Origin of the sequence: Paraburkholderia sp., from assembly GCF_034668105.1 — a bacterium.
Lineage (GTDB): Bacteria > Pseudomonadota > Gammaproteobacteria > Burkholderiales > Burkholderiaceae > Paraburkholderia.
This window is the reverse complement of sequence record NZ_JAXDPY010000709.1, coordinates 1-19,821: the sequence shown is the minus strand read 5'-3', so window position 1 is coordinate 19,821 and position 19,821 is coordinate 1. Positions and strand designations below refer to the sequence as shown.

The following is a 19,821-nucleotide window of genomic DNA, read 5'->3' as shown; positions in this document are numbered from 1 at the left end:
ACATCATGATGATTCTGAAGCCCGGCTACCTGACCCTCCCGCAACTGCGCCAGATCGCACGCGAGCACGTGGCGCTGCAACTCGATCCCGCCAGCCACGCCGCCATCGACGCCTGCGCCAAAGCCGTCGCCGACATCGCCGCAAAGGGTGAGCCGGCCTATGGCATCAACACGGGCTTCGGGCGTCTTGCCAGCACGCACATTCCGCACGACCAGCTCGAGCTGTTGCAACGCAATCTGGTGCTGTCGCACGCGGTCGGCGTGGGTGCGCCGATGTCGCGTCCCGTCGTGCGTCTGTTGATCGCGCTGAAGCTGTCGAGCCTCGGCCGCGGCCATTCGGGCATCCGCCGCGAAGTGATGGAAGCACTGATCACGCTGTACAACGCCGACGTGCTGCCGGTGATTCCGGTCAAGGGCTCGGTCGGCGCATCGGGCGACCTCGCGCCGCTCGCGCATATGTCGGCCACCTTGCTCGGCGTCGGCGAAGTGTTCGCGAAGGGCGAGCGCATGCCGGCCACCGAAGGCCTCGCACTGGTCGGGCTGAAGCCGCTTACATTGCAGGCGAAGGAAGGTCTGGCGCTGCTCAACGGCACCCAGGCGTCGACGGCGCTCGCGCTCTACAACATGTTCGCCATCGAAGACCTGTACCGCACCGCCCTGGTGGCGGGCGCGTTGTCCGTGGACGCAGCCGCGGGGTCGGTCAAGCCGTTCGACGCGCGCATTCACGAACTGCGCGGCCATCAAGGTCAGATCGACGCGGCCACGGCGTACCGCTCGTTGTTGCAAGGCTCGGGCATCAATGTCTCGCACGCCGATTGCGACAAGGTGCAGGACCCGTACAGCCTGCGTTGCCAGCCGCAAGTGATGGGCGCGTGTCTGGATCAGATGCGCCATGCGGCCGACGTGCTGCTGCTGGAAGCCAACGCCGTCTCCGACAATCCGCTGATTTTCCCGGACACGGGTGAAGTGCTGTCGGGCGGCAACTTCCACGCTGAGCCGGTTGCGTTCGCGGCCGACAACCTCGCGCTCGCCGTCGCTGAAATCGGCGCATTGGCCGAGCGCCGCATCGCGCTCCTGATCGACACGACGTTGTCGGGCCTGCCGCCGTTCCTCGTGCGCGACGGCGGCGTGAATTCCGGCTTCATGATCGCTCACGTGACGGCTGCCGCGCTCGCCTCCGAGAACAAGACGCTCGCGCATCCGGCTTCGGTCGATTCGCTGCCGACCTCCGCGAACCAGGAAGATCACGTTTCAATGGCGACGTTCGCCGCGCGCAAGCTCGGTGACATCGCTGAAAACGTGGCGAACATCCTGTCGATCGAGTTGCTCGCCGCGGCACAGGGCGTCGATCTGCGCGCGCCGCACAAGACCAGCCCGAGCCTGCAGAAAGTGATGGACGCCGTGCGCAAGGACGTCGCGCATTACGAGCTCGATCACTATTTCGCGCCGGATATCGAGGCGGTGACGCGTCTCGTGCAGAACGGCACGATCGCGAAGCTGAGCCCGTTCTCGTTCGCCTCTGAGCAGTAAGCTCGAACCACCCGTTTCAAGCACGCCAATCCAGCCAATGAACGCACCGGCTTACCAGGGCATCAAGGACTTCATCCTCGGCCGCATTCATGCGGGCGAATGGGCTGAAGGCGACCAGGTGCCCTCCGAAAACGAACTCGCGCGCGAATTCAACGTCGCGCGCATGACGGTCAACCGCGCGTTGCGCGAGTTGACTTCGGAGCAGGTGCTCACGCGCGTGCAGGGCTCGGGCACGTTCGTGGCCCGGCCCAAGTACGAATCGACACTCGTGGCGATCCGCAGCATCTCCGACGAGATCGTCGCGCGTGGTCATGGTTATCAGGCAAAGGTGCTGCACATCGGCGCGAGCATCGCTGACGAAGCGCTTGCCGAAGAAATGCAGGTGAGCGCGGGCAGTCCGGTGTTTCATTCACGCGTGCTGCATTTCGAAAACGACGAACCCGTGCAGCTCGAAGAGCGCTGGGTCAACCCGGCGGTCGCGCCCGAGTATGGGTTGCAGGACTTCACGAACACCACGCCGAATCAGTATCTGGTGCGCGTGGCGCCGCTGCAGCGCGTCGAGTACCGCATCGAAGCATTGGCGGCGGACGCGGATACGCGCGAGCTGCTGACCATGGAGGAACTCGAACCGTGTCTCGTGCTGCATCGGCGCACGTGGTCGCAAAGCCAGGTCGCTTCGATCGCCAATCTCTGGCATCCGGGCAGCCGCTATCGTTTCACCGGACATTTCTGATTGCGCCGCGGTTGTCAGAGCCGTTTTCCAGATTCATTTTTCGACTCGTTTTTTAGCACTTCTCCCGAACATTTTCACGCATTCCGAGGGCCACCATGAACAACCCGAAACACATCGACCCGCGTCTGGACCCGACCCGCACGATCCGCGCACCGCGCGGCGCGGAAAAAACCTGCAAGACCTGGATCGCGGAAGCCGCGTACCGGATGATCCAGAACAATCTGGACCCGGAAGTCGCCGAGCATCCGCATGCGCTGGTCGTGTACGGCGGGATCGGACGTGCGGCGCGAAACTGGGATTGCTTCGATCAGATCCTCACCTCGCTGAAGGACCTGAACGAAGACGAGACGTTGCTCATTCAATCGGGCAAGCCGGTCGGCGTGTTTCGCACGCATGCGGACGCACCGCGCGTCTTGCTGGCGAATTCGAATCTGGTGCCGCATTGGGCGACGTGGGAACACTTCCACGAACTCGACCGCAAGGGCTTGATGATGTACGGGCAGATGACCGCGGGCAGCTGGATCTACATCGGCAGCCAGGGCATCGTGCAGGGCACCTACGAAACGTTCTTCTCGGTGGCGAATCAGCATTTCAACGGCGATCCGTCGGGCCGCTGGATTCTGACCGGCGGTCTCGGCGGCATGGGCGGCGCGCAGCCGCTGGCAGCGACCATGGCGGGCTTCTCGATGATCGCGGTGGAATGCGATGAAACGCGCATCGACTTCCGGCTGAAGACGCGTTACGTCGACAAGAAAGCGCAGACGCTCGACGAAGCGCTCGCCATGCTCGACGAAGCGAAGAAAGCGGGCAAGCCGGTGTCGATCGGTCTGCTCGGCAATGCAGCGGATCTGTTCGCTGAATGCGTGACGCGTGGCATCACGCCGGATTGCGTGACCGATCAAACCAGCGCGCACGATCCGATTCACGGTTACCTGCCGCAAGGCTGGAATGTCGAAGACTGGCGCGAGCGTATGAAGACCGTGCCGGACAGCATCGTGCTGCCCGCCAAGCAGTCGATGGCCAAGCAGGTGCAAGCGATGCTCACGCTGCAGGAACGCGGCGCGGCCACGCTCGACTACGGCAACAACATCCGTCAGATGGCATTGGAAATGGGCGTGGAAAACGCGTTCGATTTCCCGGGCTTCGTGCCGGCGTATATCCGTCCGTTGTTCTGCGAAGGCAAGGGCCCGTTCCGTTGGGTCGCGCTGTCGGGCGATCCGGAGGACATTTACAAGACCGATGCGAAGGTCAAGGAACTGATCCCCGACGATCCGCATCTGCACAACTGGCTCGACATGGCGCGCGAACGCATTGCGTTCCAGGGTCTGCCGGCGCGGATCTGCTGGGTCGGCGTTAAAGACCGTTATCGTTTGGGCCAGGCCTTCAACGAAATGGTCAGGAGCGGCGAGCTGAAGGCGCCGATCGTGATCGGCCGCGATCACCTCGATACCGGGTCGGTGGCGAGCCCGAATCGCGAAACCGAATCGATGAAGGACGGCTCGGACGCGGTCAGCGACTGGCCCTTGCTCAACGCACTGCTGAACACGGCAGGCGGCGCGTCGTGGGTCTCGCTGCATCATGGCGGCGGCGTCGGCATGGGCTTCAGCCAGCACTCGGGCGTCGTGATCGTCGCCGACGGTACGGATGCTGCGAAGGAGCGCCTCGGCCGCGTACTGTTCAACGACCCGGCGACCGGTGTGATGCGTCACGCGGATGCGGGCTATGAACTCGCCCGGCAAACGGCGCGCGAGGCAGGTTTGAATCTGCCGATGCTGGGCCGTTGATCGTGGCGCTTCAGAGCCCGCTGGTCGATAACATGGCAAGCACGACGCTGATTCGCGGCGCCGAACTCGTGGCGGCGCCGTGGAAGAACGGCGGCGGCGTCACGCGTGAGGTGGCGGCGTTTCCGCCGAACGCGGGGTTGGACACATTCACGTGGCGCGTGAGCATTGCCGACGTCGCGCAGGCCGGTCCGTTCTCGGCTTTTGCGGGGATCGACCGCACGTTGGTGCTGTTGTCCGGCGCGGGCATGTTGCTCGACGAAACCGACGGCACCGACGCGCACGCCGTGAAGACCCATGCGTTGACCCAGCCGCTCGACATCGCACGGTTTGCGGGCGAAGCGCGGATCGATGCACGCCTCGTCGACGGCGCCACGCGCGACTTCAACCTGATGGTCCGCCGCAGCGCGGCCGTGGGCGAAACAGAAGTGTGGCGCGGCGCGACGCAGCGCACTTTATCCGCCGACGTGGTGCTGTTGTTCTGCGCAAGCGGTTCGGTTCAGGTCGCGCACGGCGGCGCCGCTCAACCGCGCGTGCTTGAAGCCGGCGACACGCTGCGCATCGACACACCGAACGCACTGTCGTGCGTGGTCGAAGGCACGGGCGCATTGCTCGCGATCAGAATCCGCTATACGTGATGAGCGTAACAATGACGACGATTCGCGTACGCGCTTAAAGCCTGACGAAGCAAGCCTGACGAAGCAAGCCAGGCGAAGCGCGCCGCGAACCACCACAGACACGCAACGAGCTGCAAAGAGCACGCGATGAAGCAAACCGTCTGGCATCACCTGAAACTGTGCCCCCAGGGCGATCCCCAACACACGCTGCCCGATGCCGCGATTGCCGTCGAAGACGGCAAAATCGCATGGCTCGGCGCGGCCGCCGAATTACCCGCCAGTTACACCGCATGGCCGCGCGAAGATCTGCACGGTGCGTGGGTGACGCCGGGTCTCGTCGATTGCCATACGCATCTGGTGTACGGCGGCCAGCGCGCCGATGAATTCGCGCAGCGCCTCGCGGGTGTCAGCTACGAGGAAATCGCGCGGCAGGGCGGCGGTATTGTCTCGACGGTGCGCGCCACGCGAGCTGCCGACGAATACTCGCTGTTCCGCCAGTCGGCCGCGCGTCTCGAACCGCTGCTCGCCGAGGGTGTGACGGCGATCGAAATCAAATCCGGCTACGGGCTCGATCTCGCCAACGAACGCAAGATGCTGCGCGTCGCGCGCCAGTTGGGCGAGCGCTATCCGGTGACGGTCTATACGACGTTTCTCGGTGCGCACGCATTGCCGCCCGAATTCGCGGGAAGGGCCGACGCCTATATCGACGAAGTCTGCAACACGATGCTGCCCGCGCTCGCCGACGAAGGCCTGGTCGACGCCGTCGACGTGTTTTGCGAGCGTATCGGTTTTTCGCTGGAACAAAGCGAGCGTGTGTTCAAAGCTGCCGAGCGCCATAAATTGCCGGTGAAAATGCACGCCGAGCAGTTGTCGAACGGCGGCGGCACGGCATTGGCCGCGCGCCATCACGCGCTGTCCGCGGATCACCTCGAATTTCTCGACGAAGCGGGCGTCGCCGCGATGAAAGCGTCCGGCACCGTCGCCGTACTGCTGCCCGGCGCGTACTACTTCATCCGTGAGACGCAACTGCCGCCTTTGGACTTGCTGCGGCGCTATCAAGTGCCGATCGCGATTTCCACCGACAGCAATCCGGGCACCTCACCCACCACGTCGCTGCTGCTCATGATGAACATGGCGACCACGCTGTTCCGCATGACCGTGCCCGAAGTGCTGCAAGGCGTGACCGCGCACGCGGCGCAAGCACTCGGCAAAGCGGAGATACACGGTTCGCTGGAAGCAGGACGCGCGGCGGATTTCGCGGTGTGGTCGGTCGCCACGCTGGCCGAGCTGGCTTACTGGATTGGGCGTCCGTTGTGCGCGCGAGTCGTGCGCGCGGGCGAGACCGTTTATACACGGCGTGAATTGAGCTAGGGTCTGAGAGATGATGCAAGCAAACCAATCGCTATTCGCCGCGCACGCCTATCTGCCCGATGGCTGGCGCCGCAACGTACTGCTGGAATGGGACGCCCATGGCACGCTGACGTCGGTTACGCCCGATACGGCCCGGGTTCCTGACGGCGTTGAAAAAGCCGCTGGTCCTGTATTGCCCGGCATGCCGAATCTTCACTCGCATGCGTTTCAACGCGCGATGGCCGGCCTCACCGAATATCGCGCCGCAGCGGGCACAGCGGCCACCGATAACTTCTGGAGCTGGCGCGATCTGATGTATCGGTTTGCCGCGCGGATCACGCCGGAAGGACTCGCTGCCGTCGCGCAGTGGTTGTATATCGAGATGTTGAAAGCGGGCTATACGTCGGTCTGTGAATTCCACTACGTGCATCACACGCCGGATGGCAGCCGCTATCCGAACCAGGCGGAGCTGGCGCAGCGTGTGGTGGACGCGGCTTCGACGAGCGGCATCGGCATGACGATGCTGCCCGTGCTGTATCAGTACAGCGGTTTCGGTTCGCGTGCACCGCGCGAAGATCAGCGGCGCTTCATCAATACGCCGGAGAGTCTGCTCGACCTGCTCGGCACGGTGCGCGCGGCGCGGCCTGAGAGCGCGGCGTTGCGTTATGGCGTGGCGCCGCATTCGTTGCGCGCGGTATCGGCCGACTCGTTGCATGAATTGCTGAGCGGTATCGATAGAAGCGCGCCGGTTCACATCCATATCGCCGAGCAAACCGCCGAAGTCGACGACTGCCTCGAAACCGAAGGGGCGCGGCCGGTGCAATGGCTGCTCGATCGCTTCAATGTCGATAGCCGCTGGTGCCTCGTGCATGCCACGCACGTCGATGCGAACGAAACGCTTGCGCTCGCGAAAAGCGGCGCGGTCGCCGGTTTGTGTTTGACCACCGAAGCCAATCTCGGCGACGGCATTTTTCCGGCGCACGCGTATCTCGATGCGCAGGGGCGCATCGGCGTCGGTTCGGATAGTCATATCGGCGTCGACTGGCGGGCGGAATTGCGTTTGCTCGAATACGGCCAGCGGCTTACGCGGCGTCAGCGCAACGTGCTGGCCTCGGCAGAGGCCACGCATGTGGCAGATCGTCTGTTCGGCGCCGCGCTCGAAGGCGGCGCGCATGCAAGCGGCCGTGCCGTCGGCGCGCTGCAAGCCGGCCGGCGTGCCGACTGCCTGGTGCTCGATCCGGATCATTCGAGCATCGCCGAGCACGCGCCGAACGCGTGGCTCTCGGGCGTTGTATTCTGCGAGCATGGCGAGACGCCGATTCGCGACGTCTACACGGGCGGCGACAAGGTCGTCGACAACCGTCGGCATCGCGATGAAGAGGGGGCTTACGCGCGCTATCGTGCGGCGCTCGCCGATTTGCTCAGGTGAGCGGCTGAATGCCCCTTGCTGAAGCAAAATGCTCGGGTGAATTGCCGAATACACTGAGATTTCCTTCGATCCCATCGATTCCGGACTGACATGACTGCTTCGTCTATTGCAACTACTCCGCCGGTTTTATCGCTGCATCAGGGCAGCCTGCCGTTGCTGATCTCGATCCCGCATCTGGGCACGCGGATTCCCGCCGATATCGCCGCGACGATGACCCCGGCCGCACAACGTACCGACGACTGCGACTGGCACCTCGACCGTCTCTACGCGTTTGCGAGGCGCATGGGCGCGTCGATCCTGGCGCCGACGTACGCGCGTTATGTGATCGATCTGAACCGCCCGCCCGATGGCGCGAATCTCTATCCGGGGCAGGACACCACCGGTTTGCTGCCGGTCGATACCTTCGACAAGGAACCCTTGTACCTCGAAGGCCATCTGCCGGCCGACGCCGAGGTCGCACGCCGGCGCGATGCCTATTGGAAGCCTTATCACGATACGTTGATGGGCGAGCTTGCCGCGCTGAAGGCGAAGCACGGCAAGGTGCTGCTGTGGGAGGCGCATTCGATCCGCTCGCATGTGCCGCGGTTCTTCGAAGGACGTCTGCCGGATTTCAATTTCGGCACCTCGAATGGTGCGAGCGCGGTGGCGGGATTGGGTGAGGAACTGGCCGCGGTGGTCGAGCGGCATGGCGGGTATTCCGCGGTTGCCAATGGGCGCTTCAAGGGCGGCTATATTACGCGGCAGTATGGGCAGCCCTCGCAGGGTGTGCACGCGGTACAGCTCGAGTTGTCGCAGATTACGTATATGGAGGAGCAGATGCCCTATGCGTACGACGAAACACTGGCCGTGAAGGTCCAGCCTCTGCTTGAAGAACTGGTGGTGACGGCTTTGGAGCGCGTCAAGGCCGCTTGACCTACCGCTCGCGCGCGTCGACCCGGTCGGCGCCGCTGTGGTTGTTTTTCATCTATCTCCCTACGGCGCTCATGACGCTTCGCGTTGCGCGCGGCGCCTTGACTTCGCCTTGACGCATCCCCTCACACCGCAAAGGTGTAACAGCATGTGTCCGTGATTGCATGCTGGCGCTTTCGCGCAGAACTTATAGAGCGTTGCGAAACCTCCCGGCACGCGCGCCCCGGGCGTAAAAAAACCCCGCATGGAGCGGGGCTTCCGATTCACCCTCGCGGGCGCACCCTGACCATCAATGGCAGCGGTTTTCCCAATGATGGTGGACGCGCACTTTGTGGCATTCCTTGTGATGATGCTCGTAGGCCTGGGCGGGAGCGATCGCGCTGAGGGCAGCGACGGAGGCTGCGAGGGCAAGAATGATTTTCTTCATTACAAAATCCTTAATCGACGTGATGGTGCTAAAGCTGGAGCACGAAGCGTGCCGCAGCGGCGCAAAAGGATGCCACAGATCGCGCGCTCAGCACAGGAACGCAGAGCGAATGCATGGGTCAACTCAAAAACGGCGAGCTTCGGGGCGTTTTATCCCTGCGCGGCGGCGCGGCGTAGCGTGTAATTTCAACATATCTCCATCCGCCATATGTTCGCTCCGGGATTGCGCGCCACGCCGTGAAGCGGCTACCCTTTCAAATCGATGACGCGTGTGCAGCGCGTCGTCCCTACATCGGGCAAAAGATGGAAGACCCAGCGATGGAAGATTCCGACGAACACCTGCTCCCGGTCTGGCGAGCGAACCTGGTGCTGCTGACCCGCGAGGTTGGCGCGGCGACGCGTCTCGCGCGCATGATGACCTTTTCCGCCAGCTACCTGAAATTGATGTTGTCCGGTCAGCGCGAATTCAGCGAGGAGTTCGTGCGCGGTATCGAGGCCGTGACGGGCTTGCCCAATGGCTGGATGAACGTGTCGCACACGGAACAGGAGATACCGGCCAAGGCGCGCGAAGCCATCGACAATGAACAGCCGCTTGCACGCTTTCGCGGCACCGCGCATCCGGTGCGCAAGAAGACCGTGCTGCGGCCGCCCGAGCCGATTTTCGGCCAGACGGGCCCGGCCAAACGCATGGAAGAAGAGACGCTCGACGCCGAAATGCATCGGCGTCAGGCGCATTTTCGCAAGGTCCGCGATCTGGCGATGCAGGATGTGCGGCGCTTCGAGCGGCATTTGAGTCATGCGCCGGTGGAGCTTGCGACGATGCGCTCGAAAGTGGAAGAGGTGATCGCCGCTGCCGATCTCGACGATCCGATTCAGGCCGACCTGGCCGGCCGGCTGGAGCAGATCGAAAAGCATCGGCATTTGCTGCTCAGGCATGTGGAGCGCTTGCAGGCGTTGCTTGGGCAAATCGGGGAGGGGGATTGATATCCGCGCGGGCGCTCGCGCAATGCGCACGGGGCAGGGCGCGTCGCGCATGATGCGCTGCGCTCCGTTCATCAAGCTGGCCGCCGCGTTGGCGCTGGTTGCATGCGCAACCGTCTCGCAGGCTGAGGGGGGCCCCTCAAGCACATCGAGCACCTCAAGCATCCCCAACGACGACCTCGCCCCCTCGACGATGGAGCGCGACGTCCATCTTTTCGTGATCCAGAAAGACGGTTCCGTCGAAGAACACGACGACACGGTCCTGCGGGCCAACACGACGAGCGGCGTCGACGATATTGCGCAACGCTACGTGTGGTTCAACAAGGATATCGAGCAGGTGCAATTGCTGAGCACCGAAACGATCGACCCGAACGGCGTCGCGCATCCGGTCGGCCCGGAGGCGATCCGCGACGTGCAGGAGCCACGCTCGGCGGGCGCGCCGAGTTTCGAAGACGGGGTGCTGCGCACGGTGATCTTTCCGGGCGTCGAGCCTGGCTCGCGCGTGCACCTGGCGTTTCGCAAGACTCGCACGAAGCCCCTGCAGGCCGGCACCTTCGCCTACCTGGTCGAACCGACGCGCGACCCGGTCGAGATGCAGCGTCTGATCTTCGACCTGCCCGCCGACGTGCCGCTTTATGCCGATGCGCGTGGCTACGTCGCGGTGCCGCCCGTGACGGCAAACGGCCGTACCCGCTACGAGTTCGACTACCGGCACGGCGCCTATGCGCCGCTCGAAGCGGGTGCGGTGGGCTATGCGAACTGGGGCGACCGGTTGATGGTGTCGACGGTGCCGGACTTCGCGAGTTTTGCCGCGCGCTATCGCGGTCCCGCCGCCGACGCGACGGCGAGCGACCCGGCGATCGTTCGACTCGCGCAGAGCCTGACCGCCGAGGCCAGCGACCCGCGCGCAAAAGCGCAGATCCTGTACGACTGGATGCGTTTGAATATTCGCTACGTCGCGCTGTTTCTAGGCGAAACGGCGGCGATCCCGCACAAGGCGATCGACATCCTGCACAACCGCTACGGCGACTGCAAGGACCACGTCGCGTTGTACGGCGCGCTGCTCGCCGCAGTGGGGATTCGTAGTGAGGCCGTGCTGCTCAATCTCGGGCCTTACTACAGTTTGCCGGAGGTGCCTGGATACGGCGCAAGCGCGATCAATCATGCCATTGTCTGGATTCCTGAGTTGTCTTTATTTGCCGACACCACGGCGGGCGGGATCGGCTTTGGCTATTTGCCGCCGGGCGTCATGGACCGGCCGGTCTTGCTGGTCGATGCCGGGGTGTTGTCGCGCACACCGGCCACGCAACTGCGCGAGCGCACCGCGCGCCTGCAGATCGATATCGATGGGAGCGGGGCGGCGAACTACGCTTATCGCGTGGAGGACGATGGCTATACCGCGGAGCTCGAACGCAATACGTTTCGACGGGCCACGCGCCAGCGTACGCAACAGATCGCGGCGAGTCGTCTCATGCTGACCGGCTTGCATGGCACCGCGCAGTTGCGCGTGGGCGACGTGAGCGCAACCGGCGGCCCGTTTTCCACGTCGATGCAAGGACGCGTCGAGCACTTTGTCTGGACCGACGGCACGACGGCCGTGCCCGCGCTGACCAGTTTGTCCGGCGGCATGGCGGGGCAGGTGCAGACTTGGCTTGCGGAGCCCGCCCGGACGCAGCCATGGGCGTGCATCGGCGGAGAATTCGACGAGACGCTGGAGATGGCGCTGCCGGGCTTCGCGCGCGTGACGGATGTTCCGCCGGATGCCACGGTGAAGGATCGGTTCTTCGAGTTTTCTTCTCGCTACGTGTTCGATTCTGGCGCGCGGGTTCTGCAGGTCAGGCGACACCTTCGCGCCACGTTTGGGCACCAGATGTGTTCGGCCGATGAATTCGCCGAGGTGAAGGACGATCTTGTCCGGATTGAACGGGATCTCGATGCGGAGGTGGTGGTCAAGGTTGGCAGGTAGTCATGTGGGGCAGTGGCTTCGGCAACGGCAACGGCAACGGCAAATGCGATTGGCTGTGGCAGTGGCTGCGGCTGCGGCTGCGGCAGCGGCAATGGCGGTAAAAAACACCGCCACTGCCGCACAAACAGCACTGCCTCCATGGGCAGAACGAGACGCTTACCTCCCGCTCCTGGTCACAGTAACGCTGGATCGGCGCGCGAGCTTTGGACCACTTCGCATGGTGCGCATCATAAGAGTACAGATGATCGGACGCCATAAACAATCCGGGAATAGCCCCGTAGGGAGTCCTCCCGAAGAAAGTCCCCGTCCCGAAGGAAGTCCTCTCGGTGGATTGGGGACGCGAAGTGGCTTCAGATGCGGGTCAATCTGGCGCGAAGATAGAAAGCCAATTTGCTACCGTCTTGGCAGTTCGCGGCGCTTTGAATGAGCATTTCAGCTTAGGCAGTGCGGTGCTTGGGCTGACTGCCAGTGCGCAGCATCACGTAGGTGCGGATTGCGGCATATGGTTACGAAACGGAGTGGTGCAGGGGTGCATCGCGAACACGCCAATCAAAACGTCAAGCCAGCGGACAAAAACGCACGCCAGGCAAACGCCCTCAGCGCTCGCCCTGCTGGCGCAGCAACTCTTCACGCAGACGCAGCAGCGGCGCCTTGGTCTCTTCATCGGCCCAGGTGTCGAGATCGTCGATCGCGCGCTGGCAGCCGTCGAGCACCAGGTCGAGGTCCACCGGCACGCCATTGTTGAGCGCGAATTCGATTGTCTCGGCGAACTTCTGGCACTCGTCCTCGCCGTACGAAATATCGAGGTTGTCGGCGATCACTTCGGCGATGTTGCTGCGTGCCTTGTCGTCGGGCGTCACCATCTCGACGATGCCGCGCGCCACCGCCGGCGAGTAATAGAGCGCGATGTCGAGCCACTGTGCGGGATCGAAGTCAGCCTGGTCGAACTGGTTCTCGAAGTACTCGATCGCTTCCTGCTCGTGCGCTTCGTCCGCGTCGACGCTCATGCACAACTGCTCAAAAAATTCTTCCCGCTCGCTGCGGATATAACCGTCCATCGATGCCTCGTCTGCTGAATGCCGGATGCCTGACGCCCGGATGCCCGGACGCCTGAAAAAAAGCGGTGTAGGCGGATGCTTGCCTCGCCCACGCGGCACGCATTATAGGGCGGCTGTCTGACAGACGTGGGTCACCTGTCCCGTGAGCAGATCGTGCTGTGCGGCGGAAGTACCCAAAGCAGCGCGTCTTCGGGCGACCGTGACGAGATCGCTTCGAGCAACCGCGGATTCTCTTGTCCGAGCTGCGCCGTGTCTACCAACAGCCGTCAAATCATTCGCAGCGCGTGTTCAGGCGCACCGTAGCGAATCGCTCCATGCAACCGCGGTTCTACGCTGTCTCCGCCACCCAGGCGTCGAACCATTCACGCGGTTGCGCGATTTCATTCTGCGCGGCCACCAGTTCAAGTTCATAGCGCCCAGCCTGCCAGGTCGCCTTGACGACCGCGTTCACGGCGGCCAGCGTGTGTTCGAAGGCCGCGCGGATCGAATCGCCCAGCAGCGTGCGCGCGACAAACACCGCGCTCGTCAGATCGCCGACGCCCACCGGCTGCCGCGCGAACGGGTAGAGCGGACGCTGGCCCATCCACGCCTCGCGCTCGGTGACGACCAGCATGTTGAAGCGGTCGGCGGGACTGTTGCGATCGAGCAGATGCTTGACCAGCATGAGCTTCGGCCCGCGGGCGATGACCTCGCGGCAGGCGGTCACGGCTTCCTCGAGCGTATCGATCTCGCGGCCCACCAGCCGTTGCAACTCGGTGTGGTTCGGTGCCATCGCGTCGGCCATCTCCGGCATGGTGCGCACCAGAAATTCCTGGATGCCCGGTTCGACCTTGCAACCGCTCGCCGCGCCCATCACCGGATCGCAGAAGTACCACGCGCGGGGATTGGCAGCCTTCACCACCTTGACGATTTCCAGTACCGATTGCGCCTGCTCAGGGGTGCCCAGATAGCCGGACAGCACCGCGTCGCAGCGCGGCAGCATGCCGATTGCGCCAATCCCCTCGACCAGCTCTTCCATTTCCGAGGCCTCGATCGCACCGCCGGTCCAATGGCCGTACTGCGTGTGATTCGAGAACTGGACGGTATTGAGCGGCCAGACATTGACGCCGAGCCGGCGGATCGGAAACACGGCCGCGCTGTTACCGGCGTGCCCGAAGACGACATGTGACTGGATGCTCAGAACGTTTTTCGTCATGGTGTGGCCCGCGCAAGCGGTGATGCGCGATCAATGAGAGCGGAAGGATGGCCTCGGCAACGAACCGGCCTTGGCCGGGCGCCTGAAGCGGCATGACTGTGACAGATGATGCAAGAAAACACGCAATCTGCGTAGTCAGGAAACAATACATGAGTTTGTCACAGGCGAGGTGATCGGTCCCCGTGTTGTTGCGTCGAACCATCAAACGAAGCGGGCGCGAGGACGAACGGCTCCTCGGGGTGCCGGGCTGCGCAAAAGCCGACTTCGAGACAATTGGGCCGTCGGCGAAGTCTTGCGCAGGCGCGCTTCAGACGAGTTCGCGATACAACGCCAGATAGCGCTCGGCCGAAGCGCCCCAGCCGAAATCCTGACGCATCGCGCGACGCTGCGTGGCTTTCCACTCGGTGCGGCGCTCGTGGAGTGCAAACGCGCGGCGGATCGCGGCCGTCAGGCCTTTCGGTTCGAATCGTTCGAACACGAAGCCGGTGGCGAGATCGTCGGCGAGATTTTCGAGCGACGCGTCGACCACCGTGTCCGCCAGGCCGCCGACGCAATGCACGAGCGGCAGGGACCCATAAGCCAGCGCATACAGTTGCGTCAGCCCGCATGGCTCGAAGCGCGACGGCACCGCGATCACGTCGCTGCCGGCGACGATCGTGTGCGCGAGCGTTTCATCGAAACCCAGTTCGACCGCCACCGATTCCGGATGCGCATGCGCGACCCGTTTCAAACCGTGTTCGAGCGCCGGATCGCCCGTGCCGAACACCACCAGCTGGCCGCCGCGTTTGACGATTTCGGGGACCGTCTCGAGCAGCAGGTCGAGGCCTTTCTGTTCGGTCAGCCGGCTCACCACGCCGAACAGCAGCGCATCGCTTTTCTGCGCAAGGCCGAAGCGTTTCTGCAGCGCCTCCTTGCAGGCCAGTTTGCCGGCCAGACGAGTGGCCGTGTAGTGATCGTCGAGCAGTGCGTCGGTGGCGGGATTCCACACGGCGTAGTCGACGCCGTTCAGGATGCCGCTCAGATCGTGCGAGCGATGGCGCAGCAACCCGTCCAACCCGCCGCCCTGGGCGAGTGTCTGGATTTCGCGGGCGTAGGTCGGGCTGACGGTGGTGATGCGGTCGCTGTAATAGAGGCCTGCCTTGAGGAACGACAACTGCCCGTAGAATTCGACGCCGCGCATGTTGAAGAAGTCGTCAGGCAACGCCAGCTGGCCGAACTGATGCGCCGGGAAAACGCCCTGATAGGCGAGATTGTGCACCGTGAAGACGCTACGCGCGAATGAGCGGCCGTGCTGCCGTTCAGCGGCCTTCAGATAGGCCGGCGCGAGCCCGGCGTGCCAGTCGTGCGCGTGGACGACCTGCGGCGCCCACGCCGGGTCGAGGTGCTGTGCCAGTTGCGCGGCGACCCAGCCGAGCAGCGCGAAACGTTGCGCGTTATCGCCGTACGGCACGTGTTCGTCGTTCAGATAGGGGTTGCCGGGCCGGTCGTACAGCGTAGCGGCGCGGATCACATAGACGGTCAGACCGTTCGACGGCAGCGTGCCCTGTTCGAGCGCGACGCCTGGCGAATCGAAACGGCGGCCCAGTTGCGCCACCGGCCGCAACTCGGTCAAGCCGGCGACCACCGCCGGGAAGCCGGGCAGCAGCACCCGCACATCGGCGCCGAGCTCGATCAGCGCCGGCGGCAGCGCGCCCGCGACGTCGGCGAGACCGCCCGTTTTGAGGAGGGGATACAACTCGCTGGCGACGTGCAGGGCGCGAATCGTCATAGGCTCGGTCTCGTTCCTGTTAGTGCGAGGTTTGCGTGACGGTCACATGAGGTTACCTGACGGCTTGCAGGAGCGGCCCAACGGGCGGCGGCTCCGCCAGCCCGTCTGGTCACACTCGCTGTGCCGTTCCGGCGCGGCTCAGGTCCCTTGCTGCCGCAGTGCCTCGGGCGTTACCAGCACGACGCCGTCGTCGGTGCGATAGAAGCGTTCGGCGTCGGCCACCGGATCTTCGCCGATCACCGTGCCGTCCGGAATCGCGCAGCCGCGGTCCACCACCACCTTTTGCAGCCGGCAGCTCGCGCCGACGGTGACCTGCGGCAATAAGACTGCCTCATTGATATTACAGAACGAACTCACTTTGACGTTCGACGACAACACGGAGCGCGAAATCTGCGAGCCCGAAATCACACAGCCGCCGCACACGATCAGATTGTTGCCGGAGCCCTGCAACCCTTTCATGTCACGGACGAATTTGGCGGGCGGCAACTGCTCCTGATACGTCCAGATCGGCCAGTTGCGGTCGTACAGGTCGAGCGTCGGAATGGTGGAGGCGAGGTCGAGGTTGGCGGCCCAGTAGGCGTCGATCGTGCCGACGTCGCGCCAATAGGGTTCCACGTCCGGACTCGACGACACGCACGACATGCTGAACGGATGCGCGATCGCCGTGCCCTGCGTGACCACGCGCGGCAGGATGTCCTTGCCGAAGTCGTGATCGGTATCGACGCTCGAGATGTTCTCCTCGAGCAGCGAATACAGGTAGTCCACGCTGAACACGTAGATGCCCATGCTCGCGAGCGCCGAATCGGGGCGGCCCGGCATGGCCGGCGGATCGGCCGGTTTTTCGACGAAGCCGGTCACACGGCGGTTTTCATCCACCGCCATCACGCCGAACGCGACGGCCTCCATGCGCGACACCTCGATGCAGCCGACCGTGCAATCCGCGCCGCTTTCCGCGTGGTCCGCGATCATGCGTGTGTAGTCCATCTTGTAGATGTGGTCACCCGCCAGCACCACGACGTATTTCGGCCGGATCGAGCGGATGATGTCGAGGTTCTGGAACACGGCGTCCGCGGTGCCACGGTACCAGTGCGCACCTTCCACGCGCTGCTGCGCCGGCCACAGATCGATGAATTCGCCGAATTCGCCGCGCAGGAAGCCCCAGCCGCGCTGCATGTGGCGCAATAGCGAGTGCGCCTTGTATTGCGTGACCACCGCGATGCGGCGGATGCCGGAGTTCAGACAATTGGAGAGCGCGAAGTCGATGATCCGGTATTTGCCGCCGAAGTGCACCGCCGGTTTGACGCGCTTGTTGGTGAGCGGCCCAAGCCGCGTGCCCCGTCCGCCCGCGAGGACGATGGCGAGGGTGGTGCGTTGCAGATCATTCAGCCGTGCCGGCGTTTCCATGTCTGTCTCCATGCAGCGCATCGACCCGGGAGTTAGCGTGCCGGCCGGGAGCTAACGCGTTAGCGTTGACTCCGGCCCGATGGCGCTTACTCCGGTTCCATGCAAGATAGTTGCTGATTTGTATGCTCCGGATGTCTCGTTCGCCTGCTTCTGTTGCGCTGCTCTACGCTGATGATTCGTGCTGCCAGGCGGCGCCGTCTTCGCCGCGCCGTCTGCTAGTTCTAGCACTGATTGGCCCCGGCCGAGAAGTGTGAATTGTGCGGATGCCGGTCGCTTGCCTACTTGCGCACGATCAACCCTTGCATCCGCGGCCTCCGTGCGCCACGACACATAGGGTGCGAAGTGGAGTGCCGCAATATGCGTGCCAAACCGGCCGGCTCCGCCATCAGCTTGCGCGTGCGGCAGCAGAGTCGGGCGGCGCGTCCTGGAATCGTGCGCTCTGAACGGGGGCGCACGCGTTGTCTTGTCGGCGTGCGCCGCCTGCATGTTGTCCGCTGATTTCTCTTTGCAAGAACACTATCGATGAATATCGCCGCCAGTCTTTGTTCGCCATGTTGGGCGCCTGCGTGCTAGCCGCGGCGCCAGGCTTGCTTGCCGCCACGCCGGTCAGTGCCGCCGTGGCGGATGGCCCGGTTCGTGCCGCTGGTGCTGTCAGTGCTTCGAATACTGCTGGCGGCATGCTCGCAATCCGCTATGCGCTGATGTATCCGCATGAGACGCAGCAACTGCTGCTGGTCAATCCGATTGGCCTCGAGGACTGGAAGGCGAAGGGTGTACCGTCGTTATCCGTTGACCAGTGGTACGAGCGAGAACTGAAGACGACTGCGGACGGGATTCGCCGCTACGAGCAGGCCACCTATTACGCGGGCCAGTGGCGGGCGGACTATGAGCCGTGGGTGCAGATGCCCGCGGGCATGTGCCGCGGCCCCGGCAAGCAGATCGTGGCGTGGAATTCCGCGCTGGCAGTGAGCATCGCGGCGGGGTAACCCGATGTTCGTCTACAGGGAAGCCACCCGATCGACAAAAAAGAAGGGCGGTTTTTGCTGATGCAGGCCGCCCTTTTTTCTCGCTTGCCGGCGACGTTACTTGCCGGCGCTCAACTCTTCGCGTACTTGCGCGGCGATTTCGAACGAGCGCAGCCGCGCTTTGTGATCGTAGATTTGCGCGGTCAGCATCAATTCATCCGCGCCGGTCTGATCGATGACTGACAGCAGTCCTTCGCGGACCGTATCGCGATCGCCGATCACGGAGCAGGCGAGCGAATGCGCGACGCCGTTCAACTCCATCTGCGACGCTTCGAGCCGCTCGACCGGCGGCTGCAACTGACCGGGCGTGCCACGCCGAAGGTTGATGAACTGTTGCTGGAGCGACGTGAACAGATGCTGCGCTTCCTCGTTGCTATCTGCGGCGAACAGGTTGACGCCGACCATGGCGTGCGGTTTGTCGAGTGTAGTCGACGGCCGGAATTGTTCGCGATAGACCTTGAGCGCGCTGAACATGTAGTCGGGCGCGAAGTGCGATGCGAACGCGAACGGCAGACCGAGACTCGCTGCCAGTTGCGCGCTGAACAGCGACGAGCCGAGCAGCCATAGCGGCACATGCAGACCCGCGCCCGGGACTGCGCGAATGCGTTGGCCTGGCACGGGGTCGGCGAAATAGCGTTGCAGCTCGACGACGTCGTCGGGGAAAGAGTCGGCGCTGTTTTGCAGATCGCGGCGCAGGGCGCGGGCGGTGCTTTGATCGGTGCCGGGTGCGCGGCCGAGGCCCAGGTCGATACGATCCGGGTAGAGCGAGGCGAGGGTGCCGAATTGTTCCGCGATGACGAGCGGTGCGTGGTTTGGCAGCATGACGCCGCCGGAGCCGACGCGGATTTTACTGGTTCCACCGGCGACGTAGCCGATCACCACGGAGGTGGCTGCGCTGGCGATGCCGGTCATGTTGTGGTGTTCCGCGAGCCAGAAGCGGCGGTAGTTCCAGTTTTCGGCGTGCTGGGCGAGGTCTAATGTGTTTTTGAACGCGTCCGCGGGGGTGGCACCGGTGTTGACCGGCGATAGGTCTAGGACCGAGAAGGGGATCATTTTCTGTTTGTTTGCGGTTTCGGGCGCTTTCGCGCGATGAGGCATTGTGGCAAAGGTTTGGGTTTTCTGCAGATGGGGTGGAGATGTCCACTTTCGTGGGAGGGGTGTTTTCTTTTGCCTTTCAGGCGGAGGGTGCCTGCGCGGCGCTTATTTGTCTGGTTGCCTATGGCGTGGTCTTTACTTGATTTTGCTGCCTATCAGCAATTCCTGCTGCACACCGACTCGCGGCAGCGCTTCTCAATCGTCAGTTTCGTCTGGGGGGCGGGGCAAGCGACGCCCGTGCACGATCACACCGTATGGGGTTTGATCGGCGTGCTGCGTGGTGCGGAAATTGCGCAGGGATATCACCTCACGTCAGATCGCGTACTGGAAGAGGGGGCGGCAAAACGCCTCGACACCGGGCACGGTGGACGCCGTGTCGCCGCGCATCGGCGACATCCATCGCGTGAGCAATGCTTTTGGTGATCGTACGTCGCTCGGCATTCACGTGTACGGTGGAAATCGGCGCGGTGACGCGTTCCGTCTATCCCGCCAGCGGAGGCCGCAAAACCTTTATCTCCGGTTACTCGAACGACGTGTTGCCGAACATCTGGAATG

The 19,821-nt window shown here is 63.6% G+C and carries 15 protein-coding genes and 2 pseudogenes; 11 read left to right on the top strand and 6 right to left on the bottom strand.

Going from position 1 to position 19,821, the window contains the following annotated elements:
* The first annotated feature begins 5 nt into the window (after positions 1-5).
* From hutH to hutG, 7 genes are all read left to right on the top strand, one after another.
* Entirely contained in the window at positions 6-1,529 is a 1,524-nt protein-coding gene (gene hutH, locus QOC89_RS31295; RefSeq protein WP_323048584.1) for a histidine ammonia-lyase, read from the top strand.
* 37 nt (positions 1,530-1,566) lie between these two features.
* Positions 1,567-2,262, top strand: coding sequence for a histidine utilization repressor (gene hutC / locus QOC89_RS31290; protein ID WP_323048583.1), 696 nt, complete (start codon positions 1,567-1,569; stop codon positions 2,260-2,262).
* 95 nt (positions 2,263-2,357) lie between these two features.
* Entirely contained in the window at positions 2,358-4,046 is a 1,689-nt protein-coding gene (hutU, locus tag QOC89_RS31285) for a urocanate hydratase (protein ID WP_323048582.1), read from the top strand.
* Between the two features lie 32 nt (positions 4,047-4,078).
* On the top strand, positions 4,079-4,681 hold the full coding sequence (locus QOC89_RS31280) for a HutD family protein (protein ID WP_323048581.1): 603 nt from the start codon (positions 4,079-4,081) through the stop codon (positions 4,679-4,681).
* A 126-nt stretch (positions 4,682-4,807) separates the two neighbouring features.
* Entirely contained in the window at positions 4,808-6,031 is a 1,224-nt protein-coding gene (hutI, locus tag QOC89_RS31275) for an imidazolonepropionase (protein ID WP_323048580.1), read from the top strand.
* 10 nt (positions 6,032-6,041) lie between these two features.
* On the top strand, positions 6,042-7,439 hold the full coding sequence (locus tag QOC89_RS31270) for a formimidoylglutamate deiminase (RefSeq protein WP_323048579.1): 1,398 nt from the start codon (positions 6,042-6,044) through the stop codon (positions 7,437-7,439).
* Positions 7,440-7,529: 90 nt separating this feature from the next.
* A complete protein-coding gene (hutG, locus tag QOC89_RS31265; RefSeq protein WP_323048578.1) occupies positions 7,530-8,351 on the top strand; it encodes an N-formylglutamate deformylase in 822 nt (273 codons plus the stop codon).
* Between the two features lie 286 nt (positions 8,352-8,637).
* Here the strand turns inward: hutG and QOC89_RS31260 are convergent, their stop codons facing one another.
* Positions 8,638-8,775, bottom strand: coding sequence for a hypothetical protein (locus QOC89_RS31260; RefSeq protein ID WP_179741783.1), 138 nt, complete (start codon positions 8,773-8,775; stop codon positions 8,638-8,640).
* 317 nt (positions 8,776-9,092) lie between these two features.
* Between QOC89_RS31260 and QOC89_RS31255 the strand changes: the two genes are divergently transcribed.
* On the top strand, positions 9,093-9,758 hold the full coding sequence (locus QOC89_RS31255) for a hypothetical protein (protein WP_323048577.1): 666 nt from the start codon (positions 9,093-9,095) through the stop codon (positions 9,756-9,758).
* 49 nt (positions 9,759-9,807) lie between these two features.
* Positions 9,808-11,721, top strand: a complete 1,914-nt coding sequence (locus QOC89_RS31250) for a DUF3857 domain-containing transglutaminase family protein (RefSeq protein ID WP_323048576.1) — start codon at positions 9,808-9,810, stop codon at positions 11,719-11,721.
* Positions 11,722-12,317: 596 nt separating this feature from the next.
* Here QOC89_RS31250 and QOC89_RS31245 read toward each other — a convergent pair.
* The 4 genes from QOC89_RS31245 to glgC form a co-directional block, all read right to left on the bottom strand.
* Positions 12,318-12,779 (bottom strand): hypothetical protein, encoded by a 462-nt coding sequence (locus tag QOC89_RS31245; protein ID WP_323048575.1) that lies wholly within the window; start codon positions 12,777-12,779, stop codon positions 12,318-12,320.
* Positions 12,780-13,107: 328 nt separating this feature from the next.
* Entirely contained in the window at positions 13,108-13,974 is an 867-nt protein-coding gene (gene pdxY / locus QOC89_RS31240) for a pyridoxal kinase PdxY (RefSeq protein ID WP_323048574.1), read from the bottom strand.
* A gap of 307 nt (positions 13,975-14,281) precedes the next feature.
* The gene (glgA, locus tag QOC89_RS31235) at positions 14,282-15,742 is read right to left on the bottom strand and encodes a glycogen synthase GlgA (protein ID WP_323048573.1); all 1,461 of its coding nucleotides are present in this window, start codon (positions 15,740-15,742) and stop codon (positions 14,282-14,284) included.
* 138 nt (positions 15,743-15,880) lie between these two features.
* Positions 15,881-17,146: a glucose-1-phosphate adenylyltransferase gene (gene glgC, locus QOC89_RS31230; protein WP_323048572.1), complete on the bottom strand. Its 1,266-nt coding sequence runs from the start codon at positions 17,144-17,146 to the stop codon at positions 15,881-15,883.
* 668 nt (positions 17,147-17,814) lie between these two features.
* Between glgC and QOC89_RS31225 the strand changes: the two are divergent.
* Positions 17,815-18,108, top strand: a pseudogene (locus tag QOC89_RS31225) (alpha/beta hydrolase); the annotation flags it as partial.
* Between the two features lie 120 nt (positions 18,109-18,228).
* Here QOC89_RS31225 and QOC89_RS31220 read toward each other — a convergent pair.
* Positions 18,229-19,224 carry an LLM class flavin-dependent oxidoreductase gene (locus QOC89_RS31220; protein WP_323048571.1) on the bottom strand — a complete coding sequence of 332 codons (996 nt, stop codon included), beginning with the start codon at positions 19,222-19,224 and terminating at the stop codon, positions 18,229-18,231.
* A 156-nt stretch (positions 19,225-19,380) separates the two neighbouring features.
* On the opposite strand from QOC89_RS31220, the pseudogene QOC89_RS31215 reads away from it, so the two are divergent.
* Positions 19,381-19,821 (top strand): annotated as a pseudogene (locus QOC89_RS31215) (cysteine dioxygenase); the annotation flags it as partial.